Source organism: Pseudomonas simiae, assembly GCF_900111895.1.
In the GTDB taxonomy this organism is placed as follows: domain Bacteria; phylum Pseudomonadota; class Gammaproteobacteria; order Pseudomonadales; family Pseudomonadaceae; genus Aquipseudomonas; species Aquipseudomonas simiae.
In genome coordinates, this window is sequence record NZ_FOKB01000007.1 from 24,610 (window position 1) to 45,776 (window position 21,167).

Sequence of the window (21,167 nt, forward strand, 5' to 3'; positions counted from 1 at the left end):
GTACAAAAACAATAACAAGCTTTGTACAAGACAATAAAAATAAGACGAATCGACTCACGCATAACAAAAACAACACGGCGGAGGCGCAGCTAACTGATTCTTTTGGAGAGGCGTTGCATTTGGGGCTTGCCCCGCAACCAGGCCGAGAACAACAAAAACTGCCCTAAGGCAGAGCCTGAACTGGTTGGATCGTAGATCAGCAACACAGCGACCAAAGCAATCCGTTTGCTCTTGACTCCCGATTGGGAGTGTCATGAAGGTGAAACTTCATGGCGAGGGCGATCAACAAAAACAAGAAGCCCGAAACCAATAATAAAAATAGAGCACGCAACTACTTCTGGGGGAGCTTCGGCTCCCCTTGTAGTTTCTGCGATTTGACCTTTCAACGCTTACGGCGCAATGCCTGCAGCTTGTTCCTACACCATCCCCTGACTAAATGCTAGAATCCCCGCCCATCATGCGGTCATTCTTCGTTATGGCCGAACATTCCTTCAAACAGTGCATCCCATGCTGAAGAAGTTGTTCCAGTCATTCCGTTCTCCCTTGCGTCGTACGCAACACAAACGCAGCACGCCTGAAGTGCTCAACAGCAGCCAACATTCGCTGCAACGCGCTCAATTCAGCCGTTACGCCGTGAACATCGTCGAACGTTTGCAGAACGCCGGCTACCAGGCTTATCTGGTGGGCGGGTGCGTTCGCGACATGCTGCTCAATATCACACCCAAGGACTTCGACGTCGCCACCAGCGCCACGCCTGAGCAAGTGCGTGCCGAATTCCGCAATGCGCGGATCATCGGCCGACGCTTCAAGCTGGTGCATATTCACTTCGGTCGCGAAATCATCGAAGTCGCGACGTTCCGTGCCGGCCATCCGCAAAACGATGAAGAGGAAGACACCAATCAGTCCTCCCGCAACGAAAGCGGGCGCATCCTGCGCGACAACGTTTACGGCACCCTGGAAGAAGACGCGCAACGCCGCGACTTCACCATCAACGCCCTGTATTACGACCCGGTCAGCGAGCGCATCCTCGATTACGCCAATGGCGTACACGACATTCGCAACAACCTGATCCGCCTGATCGGTGACCCCGTCCAGCGCTACCAGGAAGACCCGGTACGCATGCTGCGGGCCGTGCGTTTTGCTGCCAAGCTGAACTTCGGCATCGAGCGCCATACCGCCGCGCCGATTCGCGAACTGGCCCCGATGCTGCGAGAGATCCCCTCGGCGCGCCTGTTCGAAGAAGTGCTCAAACTATTCCTCTCGGGTTATGCCGCCGACACCTTTGAAATGCTGGTGGATCTGCAGTTGTTCGACCCGCTGTTCCCGGCCAGCGCCGAGGCTTTGGAATACAACCCGACGTACACCCACACCCTGATCAGCGAAGCGCTGATCAACACCGACCTGCGCATCAAGCAGAACAAGCCGGTCACCCCGGCGTTCCTGTTTGCAGCGCTGTTGTGGCCAGCCTTGCCCAAACGCGTACTGCGCTTGCAGGAACGTGGCATGCCGCCGATCCCGGCCATGCAGGAAGCCGCCCATGAGTTGATCGCCGAGCAGTGCCAGCGCATCGCCATCCCGAAACGCTTCACCATGCCGATCCGCGAGATCTGGGACATGCAGGAGCGTCTGCCTCGCCGCAGCGGCAAGCGCGCTGACCTGTTGCTGGACAACCCACGCTTCCGCGCCGGCTACGACTTCCTGCTGCTGCGCGAAAGTGCCGGCGAGCAGACCGACGGCCTGGGCGAATGGTGGACCGATTACCAGGACGCCAATGACAGCGGGCGCCGCGACATGATTCGTGAGCTCGGCAGCAAAGGCGATGGCGAAGGCGCTGGCCCTAAGAAGCGTCGTCGCAGCGGCACCAAACGCAAGCGCAGTTCGGCTGACGCCTCGGGCGCTGCGGGCGAATAAACGTGGAACGCATCTACATCGGCATGGGCAGCAACCTGGCTGCCCCGGCTCAGCAATTGCGCAGCGCTGTCGAAGCACTGGCCCGATTGCCAGGCACCACCGTCGCCGGCGTCTCCGCCTTTTATCAAAGTGACTCCCTGCTCCCAGGCCAACCGCGCTATACCAATGCGGTTGCTGCCTTGGACAGCAACCTTGCGCCCCTGGCGCTGCTGGATGCGTTGCAAGCCATCGAGAACGACCAAGGCCGCGAACGCCTTGAGCGCTGGGGCCCACGCACGCTCGACCTGGACATCCTGTTGTTTGGCGATCGCCTGATCGACGAGCCGCGCCTCAAGGTGCCGCACTATCAAATGCACCTGCGGGCGTTTGTGCTGTATCCGCTGGCTGAACTGGCGCCCGTCGCGCTGCAACTGCCCAACGGTCAGACGCTCAGCGAACTGCTGGCCGCCTGCCCGTTTGTCGGCCTGGAACGCCTGCCCCAAGACTGACTCGCTCAATGTGGGAGCTGGCTTGCCTGCTCCCACATTTCGATCACCTGCGCACTCAAAATCGCTTTCCCACTTGCTGAATCGCGTCAGTAACAGCGGTAACACCGCCATCGTAACAATGCGGTAACACATCCAATTGACTTCCCGTGCCCTCCTCACGACTATAGGCGTCCCGCTGCCGCCAACCCGGCGCTAAAGGGCGCAATCCAGGCCTTATAAGCACTGCTCTCAAGACGGTGCGCCTGTATAAACGAAGACTCACGCGCGTTACTCGCTGTTTCCAAGCGCCTGAACGAGGACCCTTTTCATGCCAGACATTACCCTGACCACCTTGCAGAGCCTCAAGCTCAAAGGTGAAAAAATCACCATGCTGACCTGCTATGACGCCACCTTCGCCCACGCCAGTTGCCAGGCGGGTGTTGAAGTGCTGCTGGTGGGCGACTCCCTGGGCATGGTTCTTCAAGGGAATGACAGCACCCTGCCCGTCACCACCGATGAACTTGCGTACCACACCGCCAGCGTCAAGCGCGGCAACGATGGTGCCTTCATCATCGCCGACCTGCCGTTCATGGGTTACGCGACGCTCGAACAGACGTTCCAGAATGCCGGCAAGCTGATGCAAGCCGGTGCGCACATGATCAAAGTTGAAGGCGCAGTGTGGCTGGCCGAGTCGATCCGCCTGCTGGCGGAACGCGGCGTGCCGGTGTGCGCGCACATGGGCCTGACGCCACAGTCGGTGAACATCCTCGGCGGCTACAAGGTACAAGGCCGCAATGAGGCCCAGGCGCGGCAGATGCGCGCGGATGCCATCGCCCTGGAACAGGCGGGCGCGGCAATGATCCTGCTCGAATGCGTGCCGAGCGAGCTGGCGGCAGAAATTACTCAGGCGGTGAAGGTACCGGTGATCGGCATTGGCGCAGGCTCGGCCACCGATGGCCAGGTGCTGGTATTGCACGACATGCTCGGCCTGTCGATCAGCGGCCGTGTGCCGAAGTTCGTGAAGAACTTCATGGCCGGCCAGGACAGCATTCACGCCGCACTGAGTGCCTACGTCGCCGAAGTCAAAGCGGTGACCTTCCCTGGCGCCGAACACGGATTTTCTGCATGAACACCGTAAAAACCGTACGTGAACTGCGGGCCGCTGTGACCCACGCCCGCAATGCCGGCAAGCGCATTGGCTTTGTGCCGACCATGGGCAACCTGCACAGCGGCCATGCCACTTTGGTGACCAAGGCCGCCCAGCAGGCGGATTTCGTAGTCGCCAGCATCTTCGTCAACCCGTTGCAGTTTGGCGCCGGCGAAGACCTGGACAAGTATCCGCGCACGCTGGCAGCCGACCAGGAAAAGCTGCTGCAAGCCGGCTGCAACCTGTTGTTCGCGCCCACCGTCGAGGAAATGTACCCCGGCGGCATGACCGGCCAGACCCGTGTCAGCGTGCCGCAACTGTCTGAAGGCCTGTGCGGCGCCAGCCGTCCGGGGCACTTCGAAGGCGTGGCGACGGTGGTCAGCAAGCTGTTCAATATGGTCCAGCCGGACATGGCGGTATTTGGCCAGAAGGATTACCAGCAACTGGCGGTGATCCGCGCCATGGTCCATGACCTGAACATGCCGATCCAAATCATTGGCGAGCCCACCGTACGCGCCGACGACGGTCTCGCGCTATCATCGCGCAACGGCTACCTCTCCGACGAACAACGGGCCATTGCGCCGGTGCTGTACCGCTGCCTCAGCCAGATCGGTGCAGCGATCAAAGCCGGTGACCACGACTTTGCCAAGCTGCGTGCCGAACAGGTCCGGCAGATCGAAGCCGCCGGGCTGCGCCTGGACTACCTCGAAGTGCGCCAGGGCGTGCATTTGCGCCCGGCCACGGCCGAGGACCGGGATATCGTGATACTGGTAGCCGCCTATCTGGGCGCCACCCGACTCATCGACAACCTGCACCTGACCCTCGACTGACCCGTTCCCATTGCCCTCCTCGCTGCGTAAATAAAAAGTGCCGGTATAAAAAAGTACCGGCCTGAGCGCAGACAAAGCCAAGACATATCGACACGCTAGGTTTAATGTAATCGCCCTGCGCTATGGTTAGCGCTGTCCGGAACCCATTGCTTGATGAAAGACTGGACGTTCCGGGCTTAGAAGTGTCCTAAAGGCAGTCCCCGTAATAAAAGGAAACCCGCAGCGATGGCGTACTACCGCACCCCTCATGACGTTACCGCTCTGCCCGCCTGGCAAGCGCTCAATCAACATCGCCAAGCCATGCAGGATTTCAGCATGCGCGAAGCGTTCAATGCCGATCCACAGCGTTTTTCCCAGTTCACCCTGAGCAGCTGCGGACTTTTCCTCGATTACTCGAAAAACCTGATCACCAGCGAAACCCGCGACCTGCTCGTGGGCCTCGCCGAAGAAGTCGGCCTCAAAGACGCGATCAACTCGCTGTATGCCGGTGAGCCGGTCAACTCCTCCGAAGGCCGCCCGGCCCTGCACACCGCCCTGCGCCGCCCGGTGGGCGACAAGCTGTCGGTGAACGGCGTGAACATCATGCCGGACGTGCACAAGGTGCTGAACCAGATCACTGACCTGGTCGGCCGCATCCACGACGGCCTGTGGCGTGGCTACACCGAGAAGCCGATCACCGACGTGGTGAACATCGGTATCGGTGGCTCGTTCCTCGGTCCGGAGCTGGTCTCCGAAGCGCTGTTGTCCTACGCCCACAAAGGCGTGCGCTGCCATTACCTGGCGAACATTGACGGCAGCGAGTTCCATGAGCTGACCATGAAGCTGCGCGCCGAGACCACGCTGTTCATCGTTTCGTCGAAATCCTTCAACACCCTGGAAACCCTGAAAAACGCCCAGGCCGCTCGCGCCTGGTACCTGGCCCAGGGTGGCTCGGAAGCCGAGCTGTACCGCCACTTCATCGCCGTATCGAGCAATAACGCGGCGGCGGTGGCCTTTGGTATCCGTGAAGAAAACATCTTCCCGATGTGGGACTGGGTTGGCGGACGGTACTCGCTGTGGTCGGCCATCGGCTTGCCAATCGCCCTGGCGATCGGCATGTCCAACTTCAAGGAACTGCTGTCCGGTGCCTACACCATGGACCAGCATTTCCAGAACGCCCCCTTCGAAGCCAACATGCCGGTGCTGCTGGGCCTGCTGGGTGTGTGGTACGGCAACTTCTGGGGCGCGCAGAGCCATGCGATCCTGCCGTACGACCACTACCTGCGTAACATTACCAAACACTTGCAACAGCTGGACATGGAATCCAACGGTAAGAGCGTGCGCCAGGATGGCACCCCAGTGGGGACCGATACCGGTCCAGTGATCTGGGGTGGCGTGGGTTGCAACGGTCAGCACGCCTATCACCAGTTGCTGCACCAGGGGACCCAACTGATCCCGGCCGACTTCATCGTGCCGATCGTCAGCTTCAACCCGGTGTCCGACCACCATCAGTGGCTCTACGCCAACTGCCTGTCCCAGAGCCAGGCATTGATGCTCGGCAAGACCCGCGCCGAAGCCGAAGCCGAGCTGCGTGACAAGGGCATCCCGGAAGAAGACGTGCAGAAGCTGGCACCGCACAAGGTGATTCCGGGCAACCGCCCGAGCAACACCATTGTGGTTGAGCGCATCAGCCCGCGTCGCTTGGGTGCGCTGGTCGCGATGTATGAGCACAAAGTGTTCGTGCAGAGCGTGATCTGGGGTATCAACGCGTTCGACCAATGGGGTGTGGAACTGGGTAAAGAGCTGGGCAAGGGCGTCTACAACCGCCTGACCGGCGCCGAAGAAACCTCGGCCGAGGATGCTTCGACCCAGGGCCTGATCAACTACTTCCGCGGTCGTCACCGCGGCTGATCCAGGTATCGCAAGGCCAACATCCGTTTGGACGTTGGCCTTGAACCCTCACCGTGCAGGGTGCATCTTTATGACTTGTCGCGAAAACAAGAATAAGGATTGCTCATGTTCGATATCAGCACGTTCCCCACCGCCGATGCCGTCCGTCGGGCTGCGCAACTCAGTCAAGAGGACTATAAGCGCCTCTATCGCCAATCCATCGAACAGCCGGATACCTTCTGGGCCGAACAGGCCAAAGGCTTTCTCGACTGGATAACCCCGTGGCACACCGTTCAACGCTCAGACATCAACACCGGCGCCGCCCATTGGTTTGCCGGCGGCCAACTGAACGTCAGTTACAACTGCATCGACCGCCACCTGGCGCAACGCGCCGAGCAGCCCGCCTTCATCTGGGAGGGCGATGATCCTGCAAAGTCTTGCAAAATCACCTACCGCCAACTGCACCAGAACGTCAGCCGCCTGGCCAATGTGCTGAAAAGCCGTGGCGTAAAGAAAGGCGACCGGGTGTGCATCTACATGCCGATGATCCCCGAAGCCGCCTACGCCATGCTCGCCTGTACGCGGATTGGCGCGGTGCATTCCGTGGTATTTGGTGGCTTCTCGCCGGACGCCCTGCGCGACCGTATTCAAGACGCCGACTGCCGCACCGTGATCACCGCTGATGAAGGCGTGCGCGGCGGCAAGCCGGTGGCACTTAAGCAGAACGTCGACAAAGCCCTGGCCAGTTGCCCGAACGTGAGCACGGTGCTGGTGGTGGAGCGTACCGGAGCGACCGTCAACTGGAGCGAAGGCCGCGACCTCAAGTATCAACAGGCCCTGGATGCGGCAAGCGACAACTGCCCGCCCGAGCCCATGGATGCCGAAGACCCGTTGTTCATCCTCTACACCTCCGGCAGCACCGGCAAACCCAAAGGCGTGCTGCACACCACCGGCGGCTACCTGCTGCAAGCCGCGATGACCTTCAAATACGTGCTCGACTACCGCGATGGCGAAGTGTTCTGGTGCACTGCCGACGTGGGCTGGGTCACCGGCCACAGTTACATCGTGTACGGCCCGCTGGCCAATGGCGCAACCTCACTGATGTTCGAAGGCGTACCGAGCTACCCGGACAGCTCACGCTTCTGGCAGGTGATCGACAAGCACAAGGTCAATATTTTCTACACCGCGCCCACCGCCTTGCGGGCGTTGATGCGTGAAGGCCACGCGCCGTTGGAAAGCACGTCCCGCGCCAGCCTGCGCCTATTGGGCAGCGTCGGCGAACCGATCAACCCGGAAGCCTGGGACTGGTACTTCAACGCCGTCGGCGAACAGCGCTGCCCGATTGTGGATACCTGGTGGCAGACCGAGACCGGCGGCATCATGCTCAGCCCCTTGGTCAGCGCGCAGCGTATCAAGCCCGGCTGCGCGACTCAGCCAATGTTTGGCGTACAGCCCGTATTGCTGGACGAACAGGGTAAAGAATTCAGCGGCGCCGGCAGTGGCGTGCTGGCGATCAAAGCGAGCTGGCCAGGGCAGATCCGCAGTGTGTATGGTGACCCTCAGCGCATGATCGACACCTATTTCAAGCCCTACCCCGGCTACTACTTCACCGGTGACGGCGCACGGCGTGATGAAGACGGCGACTACTGGATCACCGGGCGCATCGACGATGTGATCAACGTGTCCGGCCACCGTATCGGCACCGCCGAAGTGGAAAGCGCCCTGGTGCTGCATGACCTGGTGGCAGAGGCCGCTGTGGTGGGCTACCCCCATGACGTCAAAGGCCAGGGCATCTATGCCTTTGTCACCCCCATGAATGGGGTGGAACCCGACGATGCGTTGAAAAGGCACCTGCTGGAGTTGGTCAGTAAGGAAATCGGCAGCTTTGCCAAGCCGGAACTGATCCAATGGGCCCCGGCCTTGCCGAAAACCCGCTCCGGCAAGATCATGCGCAGGATTTTGCGCAAGATCGCCTGCAACGAACTCGACAGCCTGGGTGATACCTCGACCCTCGCCGATCCTAGTGTCGTAGAGGGCTTGATCGACAAACGCTTGAACCGATAGGAAAACCTGAGTCGCCATGGAATTTATCCGCAGCCGCATCGAAACCCAGTTGATGAGCCTGACCGGCCTGTCGCTGGGCCAACTGGACCTGGAAAACCCCAAGGGCGACCCCGGCCTGTTCGGGCCCGATTCGGTGAGTTGGCAGGTCCATGGCGACTTCAGCAGCATGCTCATCGGCGGCATCAGCGCCTTGATGCTGCAAGCCTTGCATCCATTGGCCCTGGCGGGCGTGTGGGACCACTCGAACTTTCGTCAGGACATGCTCGGGCGCTTGCGGCGTACCTCGCAATTCATCTCGGGTACGACTTTTGGTTCGCGCAAAGACGCTGAATGGCTGATCGAAAAAGTCCGCACCATTCACCTGCAGGTCGTCGGCCATGCTCCGGATGGTCGGCCTTATGCGGCCAGCGACCCGGAATTGTTAACCTGGGTGCATGTGGCGGAGGTCAGTAATTTTCTCGCTGCTCACCTGCGCTATCGCAACCCGCGTCTTTCAGGTCGGGACCAGGACCGTTACTACAGTGAAATTGCCCTGGTTGCCGAACAGTTGGGCGCGCGGCATGTTCCGCGCTCTCGGCAGGAAGTTTCGGATTATCTGGCACGTATCCGCCCGCAATTACTGTGCGACGAGCGCAGCCGAGAAGTGCTGCGGTTGCTTTTGAATGCACCCTCCCCCAGCCTGCTGGCCAAACCCTTTGGCAGCCTGATGATGCAGGCCGGGATCGATCTGCTGCCGGATTGGGCCAGCACCATGCTCGACCAGCACCAGCACCCACTGCAACGCCAGATGATCCGTGCCGGGGTCAGGCGCAGTGCCCCGATGCTGCGCTGGGCGATGCGCAACGGTTCAGTGCAACGGGCCCATCGGCGGATGGGGTTGATGTAGGCGACGGCGCATAGCTGTTAAACTTCGCGCCCTCATTTCCCCAGCAAGGCGCGCTCCATGTCTCCTCTGCATCAGGCGCTGCGCGCCGCCCTCGATCATCGCCAAGACCTGATCAATGAGCTGCACGCCCAAGGCAGCGACTGCTACCGCCTGTTCCATGGCAGCCAGGAAGGCGCCGGCGGCCTGACCGTCGACCGCTACGGCCCGCAATTACTGGTCCAGAGCTTCCACCACCCCCTGGAAACCGCAGAACTGCTGGACCTGCATCAACAGGTCAACCAGTGCTTGGGCCTGGAGTTGTTGCTGGTCTACAACGACCGTTCCCGTGGCAACTCGCGCATTGACCGCGACGACACGGTTTATCGTGCCGAGCCCGCTGCACTGGAAGACCTGGTAGGCCACGAGTGGGGCCTCAATTACCGCGTGCGCGGGCGCCATGCCGGGCAAGACCCACTGCTGTTCCTTGATTTGCGTAACACCCGTGGCTGGGTCAAGGCCCACAGTGCCGGCAAAAGTGTGCTGAACCTGTTCGCCTATACCTGCGGCGTAGGCCTGAGCGCGGCCGCCGGGGGTGCGCGTGAGGTGTGCAACCTGGACTTTGCCGAGGGCAACCTGGCGGTCGGTCGTGAAAACGGCTTGCTGAACCCGCAGTTGCCGACCATGGAATTCGTACAGTCCGACTACTTCCCGGCAATTCGCCAACTGGCCGGCCTGCCGATCACCCAGCGCCGCGGGCAAAAGCTGCCCAGTTATCCGCGCCTGGAGCAACGTCAATACGATCTGGTGCTGCTCGATCCGCCAGCCTGGGCCAAGAGCGCGTTCGGCACCGTCGACCTGCTGCGCGACTACCAGAGCCTGCTCAAGCCCGCGCTGCTGGCAACAGCTGATAACGGTGTGCTGATCTGCTGCAACAACCTGGCAAAAGTCAGCATGGAAGACTGGCGTGAACACGTGTTGCGTTGCGCAGAAAAGGCCGGACGTCCCGTGCGTGACTGGAAAGTCATGACGCCAGGTGCGGACTTTCCCTCGCAGGATCAACAACCACCGCTGAAAACCTTGATACTGCAGCTGTAAGACGTTTCCCAAAGGACCCGTTCTTCGGAACCGAAAACCCGTGCCATACTCCAAGGCACTCCTGATTGACATAGATGGCGCCGCCCCATGCCCAAAGGATTGATTCGCGCCGCTGGCGCCTTGTTGACCGCACTCGCCCTGTACAGCTTGCTGGGCTTCCTGATTCTCCCTGGTGTCGCGCTGCGCATTGCCAACCAGCAACTGGCCAATTACGCCACAGTGCCGGCGCGGATCGAGCGGATCGAGCTCAATCCGTTCAGCCTGGAAGTGACAGCATGGGGGTTGAAAATCGGTGACCCAGGCAAGGAACAGCTGGGATTCGAACGCCTCTACGCCAACCTGCAGATCGACAGCCTCTGGACCCGCGCCCTGCACCTGGCAGATATACAACTGGACAAACCCAAGACCGAGCTGCTCTTCGACAAGTCCGGCCAATTAAACCTCGCGCAGTTGTTCAAATTGCCGCCCAGCGAGCCGACCCCGACCGATCCGAATGCCAAGCCGTTTCCGCTGCGCATAGACAGCATCAAGCTGGCCGGCGGCTATGTGCATTTTGAAGACTTGCGCCCCAGCGAGCCCATCGAATTCCTCTACGACAAGCTCGACTTCGAGCTGAAGAACCTCAGTACCCTGCCTGAAGACAACGCCGATATGACGTTGGTGGCAGCCGGGCCTGAAGGCGGGCAGATCGACTGGAAAGGTAATTTCAGCCTGGTGCCGATGACTTCCGAGGGCACATTGAAAGTCACCGATGGCAAGATGAAAGCCTGGTGGCCCTACGTACGCGACGCACTGCCCTTGGTACTGGAAGACGGCGTGCTCAACTTCAGCACCGCGTACAAGTTCAGCCTGGCCAAAGAGACCGAACTGAACCTCACCAACACCGCCGCCAGCATCGCGCCGTTTGCCATCAAGGCGCCTGACGGCCGCCCCTTGGTGCGCCTGGAGCGCCTGGACATCAGCGAAACGACGGTAGACCTCGCCAAACAGCAGGTTATCGTTGGCAAGATCCGCAGCAACAAACTGGAAACCTGGGCCGCGCTCGAAGCGGATGGGCAATTGGACTGGCAGAAACTGTTCGCCAGCCAACCCAGCAAACCGGACTCGGCGTCCGAGCCCAAAAATGCACCCGCCACCGCCGGCTCGCCAAAAGCTGAACCCGTCGCGCCAGGCAAGCCTTGGCAAGTGCTGCTCAAGGACGTGCAACTGCGCAACTATCAGGTGCACCTGGCTGACCGTCAGGCCAAGCCGGCGGTCGCGTTGGAAGTCGGCCCGCTGAACGTCGATGTGCAGAACTTCGATAGCCTCAACCAGAGCCCATTCACGTTGAAAGTCGACACGGGCCTGGGCAAGCAGGGCAAGGTTCAGGCGACCGGCGAGGTCAACCTCAACCCGGTCAGCGCCAAGTTGAAAGTGAATACCCAGGACATCGACCTGCGGGTCGCCCAGTCCTATATCAGCCCGTTCATCCGCCTGGAACTGCGTAGCGGCATGCTCGGCAGCAATCTCGATGTGAACCTGAAAAGCACTGATCCCTTGAAGCTACAGGTTACGGGCCGGGCACAGGTTGACCAGTTGCACACCCTGGATACCCTCAAGACCCGCGACTTCCTCAAATGGCAACGCCTGGTGCTCGAGGGCGTGAACTATCAGCACGGCGACAGCCTGTCGATCGACAAGGTCAACCTGCTGCAGCCCTATGCACGTTTCATGATCAACGATGACCGCACCACCAACGTTGATGACCTGTTGATTCCACAACCCGCCGACAAAACGCCCAAGGCCGCCAGCAAGGAAAAGCCGTTGGGCATTCGTATCGGTCAGATTGCGATCAACGACGGTTCGGCCAACTTTGCCGACTTCAGCCTTACGCCTAACTTCGCGACGGCGATTCAACAGCTCAACGGGCAGATCGGCACCATCGACAGTCGCCAGGCCAAACCGGCCAGCGTCGATATCAAAGGCAAGGTTGACCGTTATGCGCCGGTGACCATCAAGGGCAGTGTGAACCCATTCGACCCGATGGCGTCGCTGGATATCGCAACAAGCTTTAAACGCGTAGAGCTGACCACCTTGACGCCCTACTCCGGCAAGTTCGCCGGTTTCCGTATCCGCAAGGGTCGACTGAACCTCGACCTGCACTACGTGATCACCAAAGGCCAACTGAAGGCCGAGAACAAAGTGGTGGTCGAACAATTGCAACTGGGTGAAAAAGTCGACAGCGCCGATGCCGTGGACTTGCCGATTCGCCTGGCAATCGCGTTGCTCAAGGACACTGACGGCAAAATCTCGATCGAACTGCCGGTGACGGGTGACCTGAATAACCCGCAGTTCAGCGTGATGCCAATTGTCTGGCAGACCCTGCGCAACCTGGTGGTGCGTGCAGCGACGGCGCCGTTCAAGTTTATTGGTGGCCTGGTGACGGGCGGCGGCTCGGAAGACCTTGGCAACGTATCGTTCGCCGCTGGCTCCAGCGAACTGAACAAGGATGCTGAAGGCGCCCTGAACACGTTGGCCAAAGCACTGAAAGAACGCCCTACCCTGCGCCTGGAGATCGAAGGCACAGCGGCGGCCAGCAGCGATGGACCAATCCTGGCGGCCCAACGACTGGAGCGTGAATACCAGTACAACTACTACAAGATTCTTCAGCGGCGTGGAGACAAGGTGCCGGCCCAGGCATCGTTGCTTGTCGTCCCCGAGAAGGAAAAAGCGCCATTGCTGGAAGGCATCTACCGCACTCGCCTGAAACAACAACCACCGGCCGAATGGAAAGACCTGAGCAGCGATGACCGTAGCACGAAGCTTCGTGACGGCGTGATCAAGTTCTGGAGTAGCAGTGACGTGCTGCTGCGCCAACTCGGCCAGGACCGTGCCAGCACCATCAAGGACTACCTGGTGGATAAAGGACAGTTGGAGGATGACCGGGTGTACTTCATCGATGCCAACCTGGGGCAGGCAGAGAAGGATGGGCGGGTGGTGACACCGATGCATCTGGATGCCGAGTAAACCGGCCCCCATACACATCTGAAAGTGAGAGCGGGCTTGCTCGCGAATACGGAGTGTCAGTCACAATATTGTCGACTGAAACGCTGTATTCGCGAGCAAGCCCGCTCCCACATTTGATCTTCATAAACCTACAAAATGTATCCGACCCACAATAGAACAGGCCCCAACACAAGTGCCGGGGCCTGTAATGACCACATCCGTGTGGTCGGTCGCATGAACTCCAGAGGTGCATCAGGTGGATATCTAACTCACCCTAAGCCGCCGCCGTCCAGTCCAGACGAAACGGGTGCGTTACTCTGCTTTCAGGCCATCGGCCGATACAGCTTTAACGCCTTTGATTTTCTTGGTGATGTTCACCGCGGTAGTTTTCTGAGCTTCAGTGACCGGTGCGGTCGAAGACAGGGACACTACGCCTTTGTTGGTTTCGACTTTGATGTCGGTACCAGGAATGCCTTTCTCAGTAACCAGGTCAGCTTTTACTTTGGTGGTGATCCAAGTGTCCGAAGTGGACTCTTTGGCACCTGCAGCTGCGCTTTTGGTTTTGTCGACGTTGTCAGCCTTGGTCGCGCCGCCAGCCAGCAGGCCATCAGCCGATACGGCAGTTACACCTTTGATTTTCTTGGTGATAGCTACGGCAGTCTCTTTTTGCGCGTCCGAGATAGCTACATCCGAAGAGAGGGAAACCACGCCTTTGTTGGTTTCAACCTTAATGTCAGAACCTGGAATGCCTTTTTCGGTCAACAGGTCGGCTTTAACTTTGGTGGTGATCCAAGTGTCAGAAGTAGCTTCCTTGGCCTTGGTAGCTTCACCAGCTGCAAGGGTCATTGGCGCTTGGGAAGTCTGAGCAAAGGCAACGTTAGCACCCATGGCCAGGGTCAGAGCGGTAGCAGTAGCGAGAGCGAACTTCTTCATACGAGTAACTCCTGTTTTATTAAAAATCTGCAGTGCGTAAACCTTGATGCTGCAGCGTTAACAGGGATATTGCAGGCAGTGTGCCAAGTCGCGAACGGCGATTAAATCCTTATAAAACAATGAGTTAAGAAAACAGCTAATTTTCGGAATCGTGCATCTTGCATGAAAGCCCCCGCCTCTGCATGCAAGTTGCGGCTTTTGGATTTTGCTAAGCGGCTGATTTCCCGACATTTTCCCCCAGGCATAAAAAAAGGACTCCGAAGAGTCCTCTTTTTCAGCTGAACGCTTGGGGCGATTAAACGCCCGAAGCCTTGGCTGCTGCTACGTCCTTGATGGACAGCTTGATACGGCCGCGGTTATCCACGTCCAGCACCAGCACTTCCACTTCCTGGCCTTCTTTCAGGATGTCGGTCACTTTCTCAACGCGAGCGTCGCTCAGCATGGAGATGTGAACCAGACCGTCCTTGCCCGGCAGGATGTTGACGAATGCACCGAAGTCGACGATGCGTTCAACCTTACCCACGTAGATCTTGCCGATCTCGGCTTCTGCGGTGATGCCCAGTACGCGCTGACGTGCTGCTTCAGCCGCTTCCTTGGTTTCGCCGAAGATCTTGATCGAGCCATCGTCTTCGATGTCGATCGAAGCCTTGGTCTCTTCGCAGATCGCACGGATAGTCGCGCCGCCTTTACCGATGACATCACGGATTTTGTCGGTGTCGATTTTCATCGCGATCATGGTCGGAGCATTTTCCGACAGCTCGGTACGCGACTGACCAATGATCTGGTTCATCTGGCCGAGGATGTTCAGGCGCGCTTCCAGGGCTTGGCCCAGGGCGATTTCCATGATCTCTTCGGTGATGCCCTTGATCTTGATGTCCATCTGCAGCGCGGTCACACCTTTGGCGGTACCGGCTACTTTGAAGTCCATGTCGCCCAGGTGGTCTTCGTCACCCAGGATGTCGGTCAGGATGGCGAACTTCTCGCCTTCTTTAACCAGACCCATGGCGATACCGGCAACCGGTGCCTTCATCGGCACACCAGCATCCATCAGCGCCAGGGAAGCACCGCAAACGGACGCCATGGAGCTGGAACCGTTGGACTCGGTGATTTCCGAGACCACACGGATGGTGTACGGGAACACGTCAGCGGCAGGCAGCATGGCTGCGATCGAACGACGGGCCAGACGGCCGTGACCGATTTCGCGACGACCAGCGCCACCCATGCGACCACACTCACCTACCGAGAACGGTGGGAAGTTGTAGTGCAGCATGAACGGGTCTTTTTTCTCGCCTTCCAGGGTGTCCAGCAATTGTGCGTCACGGGCGGTGCCCAGGGTCGCGACGACCAGAGCCTGAGTCTCACCACGGGTGAACAGCGCCGAACCGTGAGTCTTTGGCAGAACGCCAACTTCGATGTTCAGCGGACGTACGGTGCGGGTGTCACGACCGTCGATACGTGGCTTGCCGTTAACGATGTTTTCGCGAACGGTACGGTATTCGATTTCACCGAAAGCCGCTTTAACGTCGCTGGCGGAAGGCTGGCCTTCTTCACCGGACAGCTTGGCAACAACCTGATCCTTCAGCTCGCCCAGACGAGCGTAACGGTCGGCCTTGACGGTGATGGTGTAGGCGTCGGAGATGGCAGCGCCGAACTCGGAGCGGATGGCGCCCAGCAGCTCGGTGGCTTCGGCTTGTGGAGCCCAGGTCCAGGTTGGCTTGGCAGCTTCTGCGGCCAGCTCGGTGACGGCCTTGATAACGGCCTGGAACTCGTCGTGCGCGAACAGTACGGCACCCAGCATCTGGTCTTCGGTCAGCTCTTTGGCTTCCGATTCAACCATCAACACGGCTTCCGAGGTACCGGCGACGACCATGTCCAGGCTCGAAGCTTTCTGTTGCTCGTAAGTCGGGTTCAGCAGGTAGCCGGTGCTTTCGTGGAAAGCAACGCGGGCTGCGCCGATCGGACCATCGAAAGGAATGCCGGAGATCGCTAGGGCAGCCGAAGTACCGATCATCGCAGCGATGTCCGGATCGGTCTTTTTGCTGGTGGAAACGACGGTGCAGACAACCTGCACTTCGTTCATGAAGCCTTCTGGGAACAGCGGACGGATCGGACGGTCGATCAGTCGGGAAGTCAGGGTTTCTTTCTCGGAAGGACGGCCTTCGCGCTTGAAGAAACCGCCAGGGATCTTACCGGCAGCGTAAGTCTTTTCCTGGTAGTGAACGGAAAGAGGGAAGAAGCCTTTGCTCGGGTCAGCGGTCTTGGCGCCAACAACGGTCACCAGAACGGTAACGTCGTCGTCAACGGTAACCAGCACTGCGCCGGAGGCTTGACGGGCGATACGGCCTGTCTCGAGGGTAACGGTCGACTGACCGAACTGGAATTTTTTGATAACCGGGTTCACGGTGTCCTACCTTCTTTGTGGCTCTTGGGGGAACTTGTCTTCTTGCGAAATTCTTGGGCAATGTCGGGGATCGGCCCGAACCTGGTCCAGGGTAAAACGTGTATCCAGATAAAACTTGAGGCTGGGAGCCTACCATGGGCCAGCGGGAATCCCACTGACACACGGCAGACAACCAACCTCTAGCGCAATCGCTTATTAGCGACGCAGACCCAGGCGACCGATCAGAGTCTGATAACGACCCAGATCCTTGCCTTTCAGGTAGTCCAGCAGCTTACGGCGCTGGTTTACCATGCGGATCAGACCACGACGGGAGTGGTGATCTTTACCGTTGGCCTTGAAGTGACCTTGCAGCTTGTTGATGTTGTGGGTCAGCAGTGCAACTTGCACTTCTGGCGAACCAGTGTCACCAACAGCTTGCTGATAGTCAGCAACGATTTGTGCTTTTTCTTGAACGTCGAGAGCCATGAGGCAATCCTTTTTTCAGGAAACCACCCAAAGGGCAGTTTCAACAGGCCAGGGACAAATCCCTGTATCTAAAAATGAGTGTTGACCGTGCCTGTTAACAGCCACACTCGTTCGGTCATTCTGACCGAATCAGTCGACGTGGCGCTATACGCCCGTCTTCGCTCACTTCACCGATACCGATAAAGCGACCGTTATGATCCTGTACACGCACCATGCCGAACTTCGGGGCATCCGGGGCACGTACCGGCTGGCCGTTGAGCCAGTAGAACGCGCTATGCTCCGAGAAGTGCAGCAACGGCCAATCGAGCAAACCGCTGTCCGATGGCATCAGGAAGCGATCAACCGCTTCGTTGCCGCCTTCGGCATGTACCGCTTCCAACTCTTCCAGCGTGACCGTCTGGGCCAGGCTGAAAGGACCGGCCTGGGTGCGTCGCAGTTCTGCAACGTACGCGCCGCAACCGAGCTTTTCACCGATATCTTCCACCAGGGTACGAATATAGGTGCCTTTGCTGCAGTCCACGGCCAACCGGGCGGTGTCGCCTTCACAGGCGAGTAATTCCAAGCGCGCAATAGTAACAGAACGCGGTTCGCGCTCCACTACTTCGCCCGCACGTGCCAGCTTGTAGAGAGGCTGGCCATCACGCTTGAGAGCCGAGTACATCGGCGGTATCTGACTGATTTCCCCACGAAAACCGGGTAAAACAGCTTCAATATCAGCACGACCAACGGTCACGTCGCGAACCTGCAGAACATCACCTTCGGCGTCGGCCGTGGTGGTGGTCTTGCCCAGTTGCATCAGGGTTTCGTAACCCTTGTCGGAATCGAGCAGGTACTGCGAAAACTTGGTGGCTTCGCCAAAGCACAACGGCAGTACGCCGGTGGCCAGGGGATCGAGGCTGCCGGTGTGCCCGGCCTTTTCGGCGTTGAGCAACCAGCGGACCTTCTGCAACGCGGCATTGGAGGTAAAGCCAATAGGCTTGTCGAGCAGAATGATGCCGCTGACGTTGCGACGGATACGTTTGACCTGAGCCACCGCTTACTCCTTGGCGTCTTCAGGTGTGGACGGGTGCTGGCTGTCTTCGGCCACGGCGCGCTCGATCAATGCCGACAGGTGCGCACCCCGCACGACGCTTTCGTCGTAGTGGAAGTGCAACTGCGGAACACTGCGCAGCTTCATTTCACGGGCCAACTGCATGCGCAAGAAACCTGCAGCGGAGTTGAGCACCTTGATGCTTTGTGCGATTTCTTCGCTGCTGTCCTGCCCCATCACGGTGATGAAGATCTTGGCGTGACCCACGTCACGGCTCACTTCTACGGCGGTGATGGTGACCAGGCCAACGCGCGGGTCTTTGACTTCGCGACGGATCAGTTGGGCCAGCTCGCGCTGCATCTGATCGCCGATTCGCTGGGTACGGCTGTATTCTTTTGCCATGTCTTGTTACCTGTTACTGCCACACGGTGAAACCCGTGGGGTCTGAAAGCGGCAAACGCCCGGCCTGACAAAAGCCAGACCGGGCGTTGCGTTTAGAGTCCGTACGCTGCGCGAGGCATTTGCATGCCCACACGCGGCGTGGCTCCGGAAGTGCGCGAGTTAGAGGCTGCGAGCAACCTGAACCTTCTCGAAGACTTCGATCTTGTCGCCAACCTTGACGTCGTTGTAGCTCTTGACGCCGATACCGCATTCCATGCCGGCACGTACTTCGGAAGCGTCATCCTTGAAGCGGCGCAGGGATTCCAGCTCGCCTTCGAAAATAACGATGTCTTCACGCAGTACACGGATTGGACGGTTACGGTGCACAACACCTTCAACCACCATGCAACCGGCGATCGCGCCGAACTTCGGCGAGCGGAACACGTCACGGACTTCGGCAATACCCAGGATGTTCTCCCGGACGTCGCTGCCAAGCATGCCGGTGAGGGCTTTCTTGACGTCTTCGATGATGTCGTAGATGACGTTGTAGTAACGCATGTCCAGGCCTTCCTGCTCGACGATCTTGCGAGCGCCAGCATCGGCACGCACATTGAAGCCGAACAGTACAGCGTTGGAAGCCAGTGCCAGGTTGGCGTCGGATTCGGTGATACCACCCACACCGCCACCGACAACGCGCACTTGCACTTCGTCGTTACCCAGGCCGTTCAAGGCGCCGTTCAACGCTTCGAGGGAACCACGTACGTCAGATTTGAGGACGATGTTAAGCGTCTTCTTCTCTTCCTGGCCCATGTTCTCGAAGATGTTTTCCAGCTTGCCGGCGTGAGCACGGGCCAGTTTGACTTCGCGGAACTTGCCTTGACGGAACAGAGCCACTTCACGGGCTTTCTTCTCGTCGGCCACTACGCTCATCTCGTCGCCAGCGTCCGGGGTACCGTCCAGGCCGAGGATCTCGACCGGAATAGCTGGACCTGCTTCCTTGATTGGCTTGCCGTTCTCGTCGAGCATGGCACGTACACGGCCGTAGTTCGAACCGACCAGCACCATGTCGCCTTGGCGCAGGGTACCGTCTTGAACCAGCACGGTCGCAACCGGGCCACGGCCCTTATCGAGACGGGACTCAACCACAACGCCACGGCCAGGAGCCGATGGAGTAGCAGTCAGTTCCAGAACCTCGGCTTGCAACAGAACGGCTTCGAGCAGTTCGTCAACGCCGGTACCCATCTTCGCGGAGACCGGTACGAATGGAGTGTCACCACCCCACTCTTCGGAAGTCACGCCGTGAACCGACAGTTCGCTACGGATGCGATCAAGATCGGCGCCCGGCTTGTCGATTTTGTTCACCGCAACAACCAGCGGAACGCCAGCTGCCTTGGCATGCTGAACGGCTTCGATGGTTTGTGGCATCACGCCGTCATCGGCTGCAACCACCAGGATCACGATATCGGTTGCCTTGGCACCACGGGCACGCATCGCGGTAAACGCGGCGTGACCAGGGGTGTCGAGGAACGTCACCATGCCACGGTCAGTTTCAACGTGGTACGCACCGATGTGCTGGGTGATACCGCCGGCTTCGCCCGCAGCTACCTTGGCACGACGGATGTAGTCGAGCAGGGAAGTCTTACCGTGGTCAACGTGGCCCATTACGGTCACAACCGGTGCACGGGAAACGGCTTCACCTTCAAACTTCAGGGACTCGGCCAGGGAATCTTCCAGGGCGGTGTCGCTGACCAGGGTCACTTTGTGGCCCAGCTCTTCAGCAACCAACTGGGCAGTTTCCTGATCCAGTACCTGGTTGATGGTGGCTGGCGTACCCAGCTTGAACATGAACTTGATGATTTCAGCTGCCTTGACCGACATCTGTTGGGCGAGATCGCCAACAGTGATGGTCTCGCCGATCTTCACTTCACGCACGACAGGGCCGGTTGGGCTCTGGAAACCGTGGGCGTTGCGTTTTTTCAGCTTGGCCTTGCCGCGACCACCACGACGGAAGCCATCGCTTTCTTCGTCGGTAGTACGTGGAGCAACGCGTGGAGCAGGCGCTTTCTCTTTGACCGAGGCACGATGTGGAGCGTTTTTACGCTCGCCATCGCCGCCACCACCACGACGATTGTTATCGTCGGCACGTGGTTTGTCCGGACGACGAGGTTCGTCGCGCTTGCGAGCGTCTGCTGCAGGAGCAGGTGCGGCGGCAACCGGAGCGGCCTCACGCACAGCTTCAACAGGCGCAGCAGGTGCGGCGACCGCTTCAGTACCAGCAGGTTGCGCAGCAGCAGGCTGGCGACGCGCTTCTTCTTCGGCGCGACGCTTGGCTTCTTCTTCAGCCTTCTGACGAGCAGCATTTTCTACTGCGCGACGTTCTTCCAGTTCGCGTTTGCGCTCGGCTTCGATTTCTTCCGGGCTGCGCTGTACGAAGACTTTCTTCTTGCGTACTTCAACGCTGATGCTCTTGCTACCAGCAACACGCAGGGTGCTGGTGGTTTTGCGCTGCAATGTAATCTTGCGCGGTTCTTCCACTTTCGCCTTGTGGCTGCTCTTCAAGTGAGTCAGCAAAGACTGCTTCTCACTGTCGCTCACACCTTCGTCGGCGGCGGTGTGCGGCAGACCTGCCTCACGCATCTGCTGCAACAGGCGCTCTACCGGTGTTTTGACCTCATCGGCCAGTTGTTTCACCGTGACTTGCGTCATGCACTTCTCTCCTCAGGC

Annotated in this window: 15 protein-coding genes; 9 read left to right on the forward strand and 6 right to left on the reverse strand. The window is 59.1% G+C overall.

The window, feature by feature from the left end; all coding sequences use genetic code 11:
• Nucleotides 1–507 precede the first annotated feature (507 nt).
• From BMZ57_RS20570 to BMZ57_RS20610, 9 genes are all read left to right on the forward strand, one after another.
• Nucleotides 508–1,911 carry a polynucleotide adenylyltransferase PcnB gene (locus tag BMZ57_RS20570; protein ID WP_010206578.1) on the forward strand — a complete coding sequence of 468 codons (1,404 nt, stop codon included), beginning with the start codon at nt 508–510 and terminating at the stop codon, nt 1,909–1,911.
• Nucleotides 1,912–1,913: 2 nt separating this feature from the next.
• On the forward strand, nt 1,914–2,399 hold the full coding sequence (gene folK, locus BMZ57_RS20575; RefSeq protein WP_010206580.1) for a 2-amino-4-hydroxy-6-hydroxymethyldihydropteridine diphosphokinase: 486 nt from the start codon (nt 1,914–1,916) through the stop codon (nt 2,397–2,399).
• A gap of 307 nt (nt 2,400–2,706) precedes the next feature.
• Nucleotides 2,707–3,507: a 3-methyl-2-oxobutanoate hydroxymethyltransferase gene (gene panB / locus BMZ57_RS20580; RefSeq protein ID WP_010206582.1), complete on the forward strand. Its 801-nt coding sequence runs from the start codon at nt 2,707–2,709 to the stop codon at nt 3,505–3,507.
• The gene (panC, locus tag BMZ57_RS20585) at nt 3,504–4,355 is read left to right on the forward strand and encodes a pantoate--beta-alanine ligase (protein ID WP_010206583.1); all 852 of its coding nucleotides are present in this window, start codon (nt 3,504–3,506) and stop codon (nt 4,353–4,355) included. The genes panB and panC overlap by 4 nt, the downstream gene beginning before the upstream one ends.
• Before the next feature lie 225 nt (nt 4,356–4,580).
• On the forward strand, nt 4,581–6,245 hold the full coding sequence (gene pgi / locus BMZ57_RS20590; protein ID WP_010206584.1) for a glucose-6-phosphate isomerase: 1,665 nt from the start codon (nt 4,581–4,583) through the stop codon (nt 6,243–6,245).
• Nucleotides 6,246–6,350: 105 nt separating this feature from the next.
• On the forward strand, nt 6,351–8,288 hold the full coding sequence (acs, locus tag BMZ57_RS20595) for an acetate--CoA ligase (protein ID WP_010206585.1): 1,938 nt from the start codon (nt 6,351–6,353) through the stop codon (nt 8,286–8,288).
• 16 nt (nt 8,289–8,304) lie between these two features.
• Nucleotides 8,305–9,174, forward strand: a complete 870-nt coding sequence (locus BMZ57_RS20600) for an oxygenase MpaB family protein (RefSeq protein ID WP_010206586.1) — start codon at nt 8,305–8,307, stop codon at nt 9,172–9,174.
• 57 nt (nt 9,175–9,231) lie between these two features.
• Complete coding sequence (locus tag BMZ57_RS20605; protein ID WP_010206587.1) at nt 9,232–10,248, forward strand: class I SAM-dependent rRNA methyltransferase; 1,017 nt, start codon at nt 9,232–9,234, stop codon at nt 10,246–10,248.
• A gap of 87 nt (nt 10,249–10,335) precedes the next feature.
• Complete coding sequence (locus BMZ57_RS20610; protein WP_021492889.1) at nt 10,336–13,254, forward strand: DUF748 domain-containing protein; 2,919 nt, start codon at nt 10,336–10,338, stop codon at nt 13,252–13,254.
• 291 nt (nt 13,255–13,545) lie between these two features.
• On the opposite strand, the gene BMZ57_RS20615 is transcribed toward BMZ57_RS20610, so the two are convergent.
• The 6 genes from BMZ57_RS20615 to infB all read right to left on the reverse strand — a co-directional run bounded on the left by BMZ57_RS20615 (nt 13,546) and on the right by infB (nt 21,149).
• Nucleotides 13,546–14,166, reverse strand: coding sequence for a BON domain-containing protein (locus tag BMZ57_RS20615; RefSeq protein ID WP_010206591.1), 621 nt, complete (start codon nt 14,164–14,166; stop codon nt 13,546–13,548).
• Nucleotides 14,167–14,461: 295 nt separating this feature from the next.
• Nucleotides 14,462–16,567: a polyribonucleotide nucleotidyltransferase gene (gene pnp, locus BMZ57_RS20620; protein WP_010206593.1), complete on the reverse strand. Its 2,106-nt coding sequence runs from the start codon at nt 16,565–16,567 to the stop codon at nt 14,462–14,464.
• Between the two features lie 195 nt (nt 16,568–16,762).
• Complete coding sequence (gene rpsO / locus BMZ57_RS20625; protein WP_003177875.1) at nt 16,763–17,032, reverse strand: 30S ribosomal protein S15; 270 nt, start codon at nt 17,030–17,032, stop codon at nt 16,763–16,765.
• A 115-nt stretch (nt 17,033–17,147) separates the two neighbouring features.
• A complete protein-coding gene (truB, locus tag BMZ57_RS20630; protein WP_010206595.1) occupies nt 17,148–18,065 on the reverse strand; it encodes a tRNA pseudouridine(55) synthase TruB in 918 nt (305 codons plus the stop codon).
• A gap of 3 nt (nt 18,066–18,068) precedes the next feature.
• Nucleotides 18,069–18,464: a 30S ribosome-binding factor RbfA gene (gene rbfA / locus BMZ57_RS20635; RefSeq protein WP_016973761.1), complete on the reverse strand. Its 396-nt coding sequence runs from the start codon at nt 18,462–18,464 to the stop codon at nt 18,069–18,071.
• 159 nt (nt 18,465–18,623) lie between these two features.
• Nucleotides 18,624–21,149: a translation initiation factor IF-2 gene (gene infB / locus BMZ57_RS20640; RefSeq protein WP_010206598.1), complete on the reverse strand. Its 2,526-nt coding sequence runs from the start codon at nt 21,147–21,149 to the stop codon at nt 18,624–18,626.
• Nucleotides 21,150–21,167: the final 18 nt, after the last annotated feature.

What these genes read in the sequence shown, in the direction of transcription:
- BMZ57_RS20570 (WP_010206578.1), top strand. Translation starts at nt 508, where the DNA reads ATGCTGAAGAAGTTGTTCCAGTCATTCCGTTCTCCCTTGCGTCGTACG.
- panB (WP_010206582.1), top strand. Translation starts at nt 2,707, where the DNA reads ATGCCAGACATTACCCTGACCACCTTGCAGAGCCTCAAGCTCAAAGGT.
- panC (WP_010206583.1), top strand. Translation starts at nt 3,504, where the DNA reads ATGAACACCGTAAAAACCGTACGTGAACTGCGGGCCGCTGTGACCCAC.
- pgi (WP_010206584.1), top strand. Translation starts at nt 4,581, where the DNA reads ATGGCGTACTACCGCACCCCTCATGACGTTACCGCTCTGCCCGCCTGG.
- acs (WP_010206585.1), top strand. Translation starts at nt 6,351, where the DNA reads ATGTTCGATATCAGCACGTTCCCCACCGCCGATGCCGTCCGTCGGGCT.
- BMZ57_RS20600 (WP_010206586.1), top strand. Translation starts at nt 8,305, where the DNA reads ATGGAATTTATCCGCAGCCGCATCGAAACCCAGTTGATGAGCCTGACC.
- BMZ57_RS20605 (WP_010206587.1), top strand. Translation starts at nt 9,232, where the DNA reads ATGTCTCCTCTGCATCAGGCGCTGCGCGCCGCCCTCGATCATCGCCAA.
- BMZ57_RS20610 (WP_021492889.1), top strand. Translation starts at nt 10,336, where the DNA reads ATGCCCAAAGGATTGATTCGCGCCGCTGGCGCCTTGTTGACCGCACTC.
- BMZ57_RS20615 (WP_010206591.1), bottom strand. Translation starts at nt 14,166, where the DNA reads ATGAAGAAGTTCGCTCTCGCTACTGCTACCGCTCTGACCCTGGCCATG.
- rpsO (WP_003177875.1), bottom strand. Translation starts at nt 17,032, where the DNA reads ATGGCTCTCGACGTTCAAGAAAAAGCACAAATCGTTGCTGACTATCAG.
- rbfA (WP_016973761.1), bottom strand. Translation starts at nt 18,464, where the DNA reads ATGGCAAAAGAATACAGCCGTACCCAGCGAATCGGCGATCAGATGCAG.
- infB (WP_010206598.1), bottom strand. Translation starts at nt 21,149, where the DNA reads ATGACGCAAGTCACGGTGAAACAACTGGCCGATGAGGTCAAAACACCG.